Raw genomic sequence first — 9,482 nt, forward strand, 5'->3', positions numbered from 1 at the left:
CAAAACGCAGGGCTCTAAATCATCATGTCAATTTAATAAAAGAAGTTAATGAGGAATTCTCTGCTGTAATTTTGGACGCAATTCGACCAGTACAGCAGTGCCATAAAACACTATTTTTCATATCCTGTCAACAAAAAAAATCACGATATTGTATATTTTTTATTTTATTACCTAAATATAGTGTCTTTAGCACTAAGCAATTCACAATTGTATCCTCTAAACGAATCAATTATATGACTGGGAACTAATAAAAAGCGGAGGGATTTCAGTGTTATTTTTCAAAAAAGAAGTTTTATGCAGAATTAAGAAGATATTTGCAAAAATATTTGTATTCAAAAAAAGCATATTAACGATTGCGTTTTTTATGATACATCTTTTTTTAACTGTACATAGTTATGCCAGTATAAATGAATTATTCTGTTCTAAAATAATTGAAAAACTAGACCTAGAAAAAAATGCAAAAGAAAATGCAGAAAGAGGATGGAATGACACGCAGAAGTTTCTAGAAATCACTCTCAATGAGTGGAAAACAATAGCTCAAGAACAGGAAGCCCTGACTATAAAACTACTCAATATGAGTCCAAAACAGGATCAACAAAAGAATTATGGATTGTATACTATAATTCAGGCACGAAATAAAGTAATCAAAGCAAGACATGAGGCAATACAATCCATTTTTAGCCTTGTTCAAAAGCGTCACATAGTGCTTCAAGCCATGACAAAAGCATCTAAATCTAAGCACACATCTGATGTGGTGAATTATGAGGCACAATTTTTTAAACTTCATCAGAATATTGAAAAAGTAAATAACATGATTAATGCACTAAGCAATGAAATTGATAATATGGATCATCTTATTAAGAAAATTCTTAATCTTTAATATATACTTAAACTCCAACCATAAAAGAAATAATGAATTATTTATCAGTAAAAAAAATAAGTTACTTATTCGTCATAGTAATCAGTGGGATTTTTCTTTCTTCCTGTGGACGAAAATCAGATGCAGATGAGAACCGCATTCCAAATAACTTAGCTGATGCAGTAGATATGTTTGATGTTGGTCCTCAAAATTTATATGATCTTCCAAATGAAGTACTCGAGAAATTTGATATTAATCGATACAATCTATGTAAAATATTAAAACAGCAACATGAACAGTTCTATGGTTATGATAAATTTAAAGATGTTGATTGTAATCGCTATAAGTGAAAAGTAGTAAAAACACTAAAAATCATAAAGTCAATTCATATCTTTCTTATCTTTATATAACAAAAAAGCCGTTTTTGCGTACAATAAAGTAAATCATTTTCTTAGTCTTTTACAACGAATTGCACAGAAAAACATTTCACGTCAAAGCGAAAGAAACAACATAAAACATCTACCATTTAGTTTTTTGTCAAAATATTTCTGTAGAGCATTCAGAACAATCCGTAATGAACTTACAAGATGTGGTAATATCTTATCTGGAAGACTGGATTCTACATATAATTGATCAACTAAAGATCGTGACAACCTTCGCTAATACTTCATTCATAATAGCTGTTGGCAAACTTTCTACTTTACGCCCATTGCGCACCACCAAATCGAGAACACGAGGCTGATCGCAACGAATAACACCCCTCGTTCTTGTACCCGTAAGCGGCACTGCAAATCCAATACGGCGAACAAAATTTCCACCGCTTGTGATCGGCAAAATAACTGGTAAACCTGTTGCTTGATTAAAATCATCAGGAGAAACAATGACGACAGGACGGTACCCACGCTGCTCTCGTCCTTGGATTGGTTCCAAATCTACCATATAGATATCACCACGCCTCATATAAGCTCGCCCCCTACAGCAGAGGAATCAACCCACTCACGGTCTTCAGGTGATTGTGGTTGCGAATAATCGGAGGCAGCTAATAACTCAGCCATCGTGTATCGCGGCTGGACTGATGGTCCCACGACAAGACGGCCATTATCAATAGCCAAACCAACTTCGGTATTTTCAGTCAAGTGAAGAACATCAAGCAATGCAGGTGGGATGGAGAGCATCACTGATCCCCCAACTTTACGTAATTTTGTTGTGTGCATAAAACGCTCCCTTCAGTATTATATAAAAATATAACACTCTAAAGCCTACTATTCAATAGTCTTTTTTGCGCTTTTGCGTAAAATGTCTATGAAGCGCACTAAGAGTAATCTGCAATGAATTTACAAGATGTGGTAATATTTGATCTTCTACAACAAGATATTGTATAGCCGCATAAAGATTATACTGTTTATAGAGGCATTGTGTTTGTTTGATTACCTCTTGCATGTTACAAAACTGTTCTGTTGCACGTTCAACCCACTTCTCTCTTGCTTTATCATCAGAAGATGATGGCATTTCATCATAAACAGCGCTTGGCAAACCTTTTGCACACGAATAGTCATTTCTCACTTCAAGATATTTTTGCGCAGCATCATACTGATCTTGAGTAAGCACACCTTGCAAACAAAGCCGCCCAACATAAGTACCAGCAAGCGGATTTTTAGCCTCTTCAATCGTCAAACCAAAGCGTTTAGCACGCATTTCAATTGCCAATTGATTAACAGGATCTTGACGTACTTTCATTTGTGAAATATAAGCATCTTTCTTTTTCATACATCCCCTAATCTGTGGGAGCCCACATGTTTCTCTTTGCTCTATTTTTTAATCAAAATGGCATGCTATCATTAAGAGATGCGCTATAATCTTTAGCACCTGAAGCGATAGCATAATTTTGAGAAGTAACGGAAGAAGGGGTAGACTGCTCTTTCTTTGCATCAAGCAAATACAACTCGCCTTTGAATTGCGGTAAAACAATCTCTGTTGTGTAACGGTCAATACCATTTTTATCTTGCCATTTGCGTGTTTGTAATTTTCCTTCTACGTAAACTTTTGAACCTTTGTTGAGATATTGAAGTGCAATTTTTGCCAAATGTGGATTAAAAACCACAACTGAATGCCATTCTGTTTTTTCTACTTTTTGATTGTTTTTTTTATCTGTATAGCTCTCAGAAGTCGCTATACTAAAATTGACTACTTCTGTTCCAGAATTCATTGTTTTGCTTTCGGGATCAGCACCTAAACGCCCGATTAACGTCACTTTATTTAGCATGTTTTTTCTTACCTTAAACTTGTACTTTAATACATAGAAAATCTTAGCATGATTTGCTTATTTTTTCAATTATTTCAAAATGATATTATTGTTTTTTAACATATAAAATTATATTTAATATGCAAAAAAACATAAATACTTCAGTGTTCATTTAAAACTCTTGAAATACATACATAAATGTATTAACATAAGATATGAAAATAAGATTTGAATGGGATGAAACTAAAGCAAAAAGTAATCTTAGAAAGCACCGTGTCAGTTTTGAAATTGCTGCTCGTGTTTTTGCAGACCCGTTCGCCATGGTTAAACAAGACCGTATTGAAAACGGAGAATATCGTTGGCAAACTTTGGGTCTTGTGGATGGTTTTTTACTGCTGCTCGTGGCGCATACTGTCCATGATGATAAAGATGGTATAGAAGTAATCCGTATTATTTCAGCGCGGCGAGCTAACTCGAAAGAAAGGAAACGTTATGAAGAAGAAAGTTCTTTATGAAATTGATGTAGGTAACTTATCACCTTTGACAGATAAACAGAGAGTTGAAGTTGATAAGCTGGCTGCAATGCCGGACAGTGCAATTGATCATAGTGATATTCCGTCACTCAATGATGCATTCTGGAAAAACGCCGTTCGCAATCCATTCTATAAACCAACCAAAACTGTCACAACAGTACGTGTGGATTCAGACGTTCTAGCGTGGCTTAAAAGTCAAGGGAAAGGATATCAAACACGGATTAACGCAATTTTACGTGACGCCATGCTTCGTTCAATGCGTTGATCTCTTTCCTGCTACAAAGAGTATCAAACTGCTTTCGATAATTTTTTGATCTCTTTATTGATCTCATCTATAAGAGGTTCGTAATTGAGAACGCTTTTCGGAATAGCACCACCATAAACCCATGCTTTTACTTGCGCTTTGGTACTAAAATCTGCCTTTTCTGGTACGGTGTAATACTGACCACCGTCAAACTTTTCACACTCTCTTGTACCGTCTTCATATTCGTAGAGGTTGTAAAAATACTCCTCTGCTCCATCTCCCCAAGGAACATACCCAACAGCCGTTGCAACCCACTTTTTTTGCATAGGCTGTTTATGATTTGTTAAGAACAGTTGTTTTAAAATTTCCATGTTTTTAGTCCATAATTTTACCAATAGGTTAATTTACCTTAAATTTGACCGTACAGAGCGTTTTATATTACAGATGTGGTTTTCATCATAAAATCTTTAAATCGCTCTGTACGGTACCTTTTTGACGATTTAAACGCATATCTAATCACAAAACCATCAGCACTTTTCACTAGTTTGCTGTTTTAGGCTGCTTTGGAACTGCCACTGTCATGACACACCTCACTAGGCTTGCCTATTCTCATGAACGAAATGCGCTTCCCCCCTAAAGCTAGGTTACGCGTATTTTCAACAGCGATAAAAACCTTCTCAGCAGCCCCATAAAGCCTGCTTTCTAAAGCGTTGCAATACCGTGCCAGATCAGCACAAGAGGGGACAAAGGTTGTTGATAGACCTTTGGCTTCTCCACGGATCAGATTTTTAACAGCTTGCAACAAAGACCAGAGTGAGATGCCGTTAAGAGCCGCGATATAAGCCTTTGCACGTGCTTCTGGATTTGAAACTTTTTGCATTGTCAAACCGCCTTCAAGCACATCAAGAGCCTCTGCAATATCTTCAACAGACGCTTTCAAGGAAAGTAAGTTTTGAACTGTCTGATAAGCTTCTAAAGCTTGTTCCTCTAGGGCTGGTGTCAATTCCATGCCACTGATCAAGGTCCAAGGATAATCCCTTGTTACGCATTGCGCCATCTGATCTGCACTGTTTTGAAGCGGATTCACTAAATCCTGCTCTACGGATAAGGTTACGGATTGTTTCTCCGGTACCACCACAAGTTTTTTGTTCTTTTGAAAAATTTCCATTGCTTCCACCACTGTTGTTTGTGTTTTTTGTTTTTTCTAAATCATCAACCGCTTTGCGCACCCAGTTACGCCATGTTGCTTGCCAATCGATTTTGGTTGCATTGGCTCCGGCTTTTGAACGCCAGTAATCTCGAAACTTCGCGATTTCGACTTTCACACGCTCTGGAGGCAAGCCCTCTGCAATGGCAAAATCGTAATCGGGTTCAAAGTCTTCAGGCAATCGACAGCCTCGATTAGCTTTTGACCGCTTAGCTTTTTTCGGAATGCTTGTCTGCTCGTGAATGGGAGGTTGGTTATCTGCTATCGTTTCGTTTTGCTCTGATTGGCTCTCAACAGCATCAACCTCGATTGGCTCTTGAACCAAATCAGTGATTTCTAAATTTTCAAAATCAATTTCTTTTTTTGATAAAACGATAGTTTTATTTTTTTTATATATATTATTCTTATTCTGGTTCTTTATAGCTAGATTTTGCTTATCTTTTGCTTCAGCAAAAAAATCATTTTGCTTGTCGTTTGCTTCAGCAAAAAAAACGTTTTGCTTGTCATTTGCTTCAGCAAAATTATTAACATGTTGTTTTATATTGTTTTTTGCTTGTGCACCTTTTTTACCAGCTTCACTACGAACTTGTGATATATGCTCTTTTTTATCAGCAAAATCGTTCAGCTCTTCTTCAACGCGTGTATTCCACAATCCATTATCTGTCTCAACAAGTTTATCATTCCTCATTAAGTATTCGACAAGAGTTGCAAATTTTTTCTGCGAACAATTGCAAGCACGTGCAAGCGTTTCAAAATCTTCTTTAATTGGTGCTTTTTTATCGTACATGCGAACGAGAAGCGTCATATAAGCGCCCCTTTGCTCTAACGTCATTCCATCTGTACCACTTATCCAGTCATACAAATGGAATCTTATCCATGGCATACCATTAGACATGCGCATCCCCTTCTTTCATTAAATATAAAATTGCCAAAGCATCTGCTTCATTATCATCACAAGGCGCGTGACCTTTTGCACGCATTGCCTTAATCATTTCTTCTTTTGAGGCATTTCCTTTTCCTGTCATTGCTTTCTTAATGGTACCAACGGGAATGCCTTCATACGGTATCTGATGATGTTCACACCACGCCGTTAATGTTGCTAGAAAGCCCCCATAAACATGAGAAGCGTCTGTACCCACATGCCGGCGTACCTCTTCAAAATACACCGCATCAATTTCATCAACAGACCTCTTTAATTCAGTAAGCCATTTCTTAAAGCGCAAGTAACGCATGCCACCGCCTTCAAAACGGCGTGATTGAAAATGTTCTGTATCACTTGTGATAAAACCATCTGCATCACGAAGCGCCCAGCCTGTCTTAGTACCTAGATCAAGACAAAGAATGGTTTGTGCATTAGTGATCATAATCCCCCCTGCTGTTGCGTATTTATATGTGTGCTATGACAGAGCGCGTAATCATAAGTTTTAAAAAACGAACTCACTCAATTCAGACACACACAGCATGCCTCATCTGGCTGCACTAACTAAATGTGTAGATCGATTGTATTTCTGTAAACTATCTATGAAACGTTTTTTGAAACCATATGCGTTACTATATGCCTTTATGGACAATGAAGGTCCTAAAGCACTTTTAGCTATTAAATTATCATTTTCATCAAGAGAAAAATCCCAATCAGAATCGCTAAAAACAATTGTGCTGCCATCTGGAAAATGCATTTCTTTTGTAAAATCTTCTAAAATGTAAAAAGTATAATATGAACTTTGCAACACCTTTGTAGAGCTTTGCATTTTTTTTATGAGAGACATAAAAACAAAAAATCGTGATTACATTGACTATAAAAAACACAATCATCGCTGCCAAACTGTCCATTTTTATTTTCTTTCTTCATATTGAGATTGCAACATTTCATTTTGTTCACATGGCTTCATGCAAACAGTGGAACCCTTGACAAAAGCAGGCGTTGGAGGAGATTGTTCATTCCATAACGCTTCGAGAAGATATGCAACGGCTCCTCTTGAAGGAACACCATATTTTTCCCAACGCCATACTGTTGACTTGTTGACGCCTAACCGTTCTGCCATTTCTTTCAGAGTTAAATTCAGATTTTTACGTAACTGTTTTACTGCTATTTTTCCCATAAAAAATAATATGCATTATGAGTACTTAAAAGTCAAGTCGAAATGCATACCAATTATATGCAATATGAATATATTAAGGAGATAAAAATGCTTAGTAACACGATAGACCAATCTGCTAGATTAATAAAAGCGCGTTTAGCGCGTGGTTTTAGAAGTGCTAAAGAAGCAGCTAGATATTTTGGCTGGAACTACTCTAGCTATATACAGCACGAACAAGGATTAAGAGGAATATCGCGGGCATCTGCGAAATATGCAAAAGCATTTAGAATTAGTGAAGGATGGTTATTAACTGGAGAGGGAGAAGGCCCCTCCTTTCCAATTCCTGCGACAAAAAAAACTGTTGATGAGCAAATTATTAATCTACTGCAAAAAACAACTCAACCAGATAAAGAAACAATTCTTCACCTTTTAAATCGCCTGCATGCAGAAGAAAAAAAATAAAAGCTTTTTTTCTTTCATTACTAAATGTAGAAACCAGATGCATTATTTTGTTATCTAGTTCTATATCACTTTTTATTATTTTCATAACCATTCACCTTCCCCTTTCATGAGAATCGTCATTTAGAAAAAATCTTCTTACAAGATTTTTATACCGTTAAAAATAAAATACACATAACGCATATTTTATTGTTGACAAGTATGCATTATGCGTATTATATATATTCCATAAACCACGCACAAACAATCGCCAAGAGGTGTTAGGGAGGAGAAATTATGGATAAGCCAATTCTTATTAATTCCAATGAAATTTTATTAGTTGCCTACGATAAAGATCAACATATTGCAGAGTCTGGACCACTTGATGCAAGCCAAATTCTAAGCATTGTTGATGAGGTAGATGATGCAATCCAAATCTTTCGTATAAATCCTTCTGAGAATAATTGTGAAGATATCTCTGAAGAAATTGCAGAAGCATATGTAAAAGAAAATATTGAACATCTCCATGAGGATAGTGAGGTTCATTACTTTATACGCGAAAGTGATGCTTACAATGAACTTTTAGACGAGATCGCAGACGACAAATATAATGATGAGGTCTACGGGACCTATGAAGAGCAAAATAAATTACGTCTTTGTGATGTGCTTTAAATTCTGAGGGCGCATTTAAAAGCGCCCCCTTTCATTCATCAATCCCATCAATATGAGGTTCGTAATGGAAAAGCCTATTGCTATCCAGCACAATACAATCAAACACGAAACAATTCCAACCATGTCTAGTCGTGAAATTGCAGAATTGTGCAGTAAAAGACATGACCATGTTATGCGTGATATCAAGAAAATGCTTGAAGAACTTAACGCCCCCAAATTTGGGGTGGTTGATTTTAGTGGTTATTATCTTGATAGCAAAGGTGAAAGCCGCCCTTGTTATAATCTCCCCAAACGTGAATGCCTCATTTTAGTTTCTGGTTACAGCACTGCCTTACGAGCAAAAATAATTGATCGTTGGCAAGAATTGGAAAAGCAAGCAGTAACACCACAAATCGACTATTCAAGTCCAAAGGCTATGATTGGCTTTTTGAATTACCTACAAGGTCAAATAGATCAAAAAGACACCATCATTGAAGATTTAACACCAAAAGCCATGGCTCTTGAAAGCTTACAACGTCATGACGGACTGTTTAGTCTTACAGAAACCGCTAAAATACTTGAGATGCAACCAAAACAATTCATTCTCTTCTTACAGCAAAAAGGTTGGGTTTACAGACGAGCAGTAGGTGGAAATTTGCTACCGTATCAAGACAAAATCCAAAAGAAACTTATGGATTGTCCAACTATCACACTTCAAACCGCAAGTGGAATAGAAAAAGTCATTCCTTGCGCAAAAATCACAGCAAAAGGAATTGGTGTGCTGTCTCAAGAGCTTAAAAGACAAAGCATGCATTAAGAGGAGGTTATTATGATAAAAAAGAAATACAAACTGACTGATGAGACAATTAAAGTTGATAGAATAACGCTTTACCGTATCCGTGCATTAAAAGACTTTGGAGATGTTAAAAAAGGTGATCTTGGTGGCTTTGTAGAGAGTGAAAGAAATCTTAGCCATGATGACAATTGTTGGGTTGGTGATGAGGCGTGGGTTTATGAAAATGCATATGTCTATGAAAACGCTAAGGTTTATGAAGATGCCGAAGTCTATAATAACGCAAAAGTTGGTGGTAATGCCATAGTAGCTGGCAAAACAGCATTTTATGGAAGTGATGCTATCTTAAGGTAGGGGCAAAAATCATGGAAAAGAAATACGAACTTACTGATGAAATAAAAGAATTTTATGATGCAAGAACCGATAAAAGTAAAAAA

Annotated in this window: 18 protein-coding genes; 8 read left to right on the top strand and 10 right to left on the bottom strand. The window is 36.5% G+C overall.

The annotated features are described in order from the left end of the window. Window positions 1-268 precede the first annotated feature (268 nt). Both ACFIMQ_RS08080 and ACFIMQ_RS08085 read left to right on the top strand, forming a co-directional pair. Complete coding sequence (locus ACFIMQ_RS08080) at window positions 269-880, top strand: hypothetical protein (RefSeq protein ID WP_375703780.1); 612 nt, start codon at window positions 269-271, stop codon at window positions 878-880. A gap of 32 nt (window positions 881-912) precedes the next feature. Next, on the top strand, window positions 913-1,209 hold the full coding sequence (locus ACFIMQ_RS08085) for a hypothetical protein (RefSeq protein WP_375703781.1): 297 nt from the start codon (window positions 913-915) through the stop codon (window positions 1,207-1,209). A gap of 283 nt (window positions 1,210-1,492) precedes the next feature. Here the strand turns inward: ACFIMQ_RS08085 and ACFIMQ_RS08090 are convergent, their stop codons facing one another. The 4 genes from ACFIMQ_RS08090 to ssb are packed head-to-tail and all read right to left on the bottom strand — an operon-like array spanning window position 1,493 to window position 3,122. Beyond that, complete coding sequence (locus ACFIMQ_RS08090) at window positions 1,493-1,819, bottom strand: type II toxin-antitoxin system PemK/MazF family toxin (protein WP_007346765.1); 327 nt, start codon at window positions 1,817-1,819, stop codon at window positions 1,493-1,495. Then, window positions 1,816-2,073 carry an AbrB/MazE/SpoVT family DNA-binding domain-containing protein gene (locus tag ACFIMQ_RS08095; RefSeq protein ID WP_100131165.1) on the bottom strand — a complete coding sequence of 86 codons (258 nt, stop codon included), beginning with the start codon at window positions 2,071-2,073 and terminating at the stop codon, window positions 1,816-1,818. The genes ACFIMQ_RS08090 and ACFIMQ_RS08095 overlap by 4 nt, the downstream gene beginning before the upstream one ends. Before the next feature lie 52 nt (window positions 2,074-2,125). Continuing rightward, window positions 2,126-2,626, bottom strand: coding sequence for a hypothetical protein (locus ACFIMQ_RS08100; RefSeq protein ID WP_375703782.1), 501 nt, complete (start codon window positions 2,624-2,626; stop codon window positions 2,126-2,128). 52 nt (window positions 2,627-2,678) lie between these two features. Then, the gene (ssb, locus tag ACFIMQ_RS08105; protein WP_375616858.1) at window positions 2,679-3,122 is read right to left on the bottom strand and encodes a single-stranded DNA-binding protein; all 444 of its coding nucleotides are present in this window, start codon (window positions 3,120-3,122) and stop codon (window positions 2,679-2,681) included. Window positions 3,123-3,316: 194 nt separating this feature from the next. Here ssb and ACFIMQ_RS08110 point away from each other — a divergent pair, with 194 nt between their 5' ends. Next, entirely contained in the window at window positions 3,317-3,616 is a 300-nt protein-coding gene (locus ACFIMQ_RS08110; RefSeq protein WP_006925654.1) for a BrnT family toxin, read from the top strand. Then, window positions 3,594-3,899: a BrnA antitoxin family protein gene (locus ACFIMQ_RS08115; protein ID WP_273756873.1), complete on the top strand. Its 306-nt coding sequence runs from the start codon at window positions 3,594-3,596 to the stop codon at window positions 3,897-3,899. Before ACFIMQ_RS08110 ends, ACFIMQ_RS08115 begins: the two co-directional genes overlap by 23 nt. Window positions 3,900-3,922: 23 nt before the next feature. On the opposite strand, the gene ACFIMQ_RS08120 is transcribed toward ACFIMQ_RS08115, so the two are convergent. From ACFIMQ_RS08120 to ACFIMQ_RS08145, 6 genes are all read right to left on the bottom strand, one after another. Next, window positions 3,923-4,249, bottom strand: coding sequence for a hypothetical protein (locus ACFIMQ_RS08120; RefSeq protein WP_375608737.1), 327 nt, complete (start codon window positions 4,247-4,249; stop codon window positions 3,923-3,925). A 182-nt stretch (window positions 4,250-4,431) separates the two neighbouring features. Beyond that, the gene (locus tag ACFIMQ_RS08125) at window positions 4,432-4,887 is read right to left on the bottom strand and encodes a hypothetical protein (RefSeq protein ID WP_375703783.1); all 456 of its coding nucleotides are present in this window, start codon (window positions 4,885-4,887) and stop codon (window positions 4,432-4,434) included. Further along, the gene (locus ACFIMQ_RS08130; RefSeq protein WP_375703784.1) at window positions 4,802-5,980 is read right to left on the bottom strand and encodes a YdaU family protein; all 1,179 of its coding nucleotides are present in this window, start codon (window positions 5,978-5,980) and stop codon (window positions 4,802-4,804) included. The genes ACFIMQ_RS08125 and ACFIMQ_RS08130 overlap by 86 nt, the downstream gene beginning before the upstream one ends. Beyond that, window positions 5,973-6,449, bottom strand: a complete 477-nt coding sequence (locus ACFIMQ_RS08135) for a crossover junction endodeoxyribonuclease RuvC (RefSeq protein WP_375703785.1) — start codon at window positions 6,447-6,449, stop codon at window positions 5,973-5,975. The genes ACFIMQ_RS08130 and ACFIMQ_RS08135 overlap by 8 nt, the downstream gene beginning before the upstream one ends. A gap of 102 nt (window positions 6,450-6,551) precedes the next feature. Beyond that, window positions 6,552-6,815: a hypothetical protein gene (locus tag ACFIMQ_RS08140; RefSeq protein ID WP_375703786.1), complete on the bottom strand. Its 264-nt coding sequence runs from the start codon at window positions 6,813-6,815 to the stop codon at window positions 6,552-6,554. A 102-nt stretch (window positions 6,816-6,917) separates the two neighbouring features. After that, window positions 6,918-7,184, bottom strand: a complete 267-nt coding sequence (locus ACFIMQ_RS08145) for a helix-turn-helix domain-containing protein (RefSeq protein WP_375616863.1) — start codon at window positions 7,182-7,184, stop codon at window positions 6,918-6,920. A gap of 87 nt (window positions 7,185-7,271) precedes the next feature. Here ACFIMQ_RS08145 and ACFIMQ_RS08150 point away from each other — a divergent pair, with 87 nt between their 5' ends. The 4 genes from ACFIMQ_RS08150 (at window position 7,272) to ACFIMQ_RS08165 (ending at window position 9,399) form a co-directional block, all read left to right on the top strand. Beyond that, entirely contained in the window at window positions 7,272-7,625 is a 354-nt protein-coding gene (locus ACFIMQ_RS08150; protein WP_375615508.1) for a helix-turn-helix domain-containing protein, read from the top strand. Between the two features lie 273 nt (window positions 7,626-7,898). After that, window positions 7,899-8,273 carry a hypothetical protein gene (locus ACFIMQ_RS08155; protein ID WP_375703787.1) on the top strand — a complete coding sequence of 125 codons (375 nt, stop codon included), beginning with the start codon at window positions 7,899-7,901 and terminating at the stop codon, window positions 8,271-8,273. A 64-nt stretch (window positions 8,274-8,337) separates the two neighbouring features. Beyond that, window positions 8,338-9,069: a Rha family transcriptional regulator gene (locus ACFIMQ_RS08160; protein ID WP_375703788.1), complete on the top strand. Its 732-nt coding sequence runs from the start codon at window positions 8,338-8,340 to the stop codon at window positions 9,067-9,069. A gap of 12 nt (window positions 9,070-9,081) precedes the next feature. After that, window positions 9,082-9,399: a hypothetical protein gene (locus tag ACFIMQ_RS08165; RefSeq protein WP_375639942.1), complete on the top strand. Its 318-nt coding sequence runs from the start codon at window positions 9,082-9,084 to the stop codon at window positions 9,397-9,399. Window positions 9,400-9,482: the final 83 nt, after the last annotated feature.

The organism is Bartonella sp. AD13SXNS (genome assembly GCF_042196465.1).
GTDB lineage: Bacteria > Pseudomonadota > Alphaproteobacteria > Rhizobiales > Rhizobiaceae > Bartonella.